This is a genomic window from Neptuniibacter marinus (genome assembly GCF_001597725.1).
GTDB classification, from domain to species: domain Bacteria; phylum Pseudomonadota; class Gammaproteobacteria; order Pseudomonadales; family Balneatricaceae; genus Neptuniibacter; species Neptuniibacter marinus.
The window spans coordinates 1-257 of sequence record NZ_LUTR01000092.1 but is presented as its reverse complement, the minus strand read 5'-3'; the positions used below and the strand labels follow the sequence as shown (position 1 = coordinate 257).

General features: G+C 50.6%; 1 protein-coding gene. It reads right to left on the bottom strand.

Annotation, left to right across the window (positions count from 1 at the left end; translation table 11 throughout):
- A partial coding sequence (locus A3774_RS16890) for a hypothetical protein (RefSeq protein ID WP_197468096.1) occupies positions 1-257 on the bottom strand: 257 nt, incomplete at both ends.

Here is a 257-nt window from a genome sequence, read left to right as displayed (position 1 = left end):
GCACCTTCCGCTAACACATCATCTAAGGTGTCGATGGTGAAGGTATTTGAGTTGCTGCCCGCTGGGATATCAACACTCGCAACACCGGTGAAGTCTGTGCCATCAGCAGCAACACCGCTGTAGGTGAAGGTCACCGTGATTGCAGAAGTCACATCCGCTGCAGGCTGGTCAACACTGATTGTGTATGGAGTGGTTGTATTGCCTTCGATAACAGAACTTGGACCTGTAAGTGAGACATAAGCCGTCTCAGTATCAGG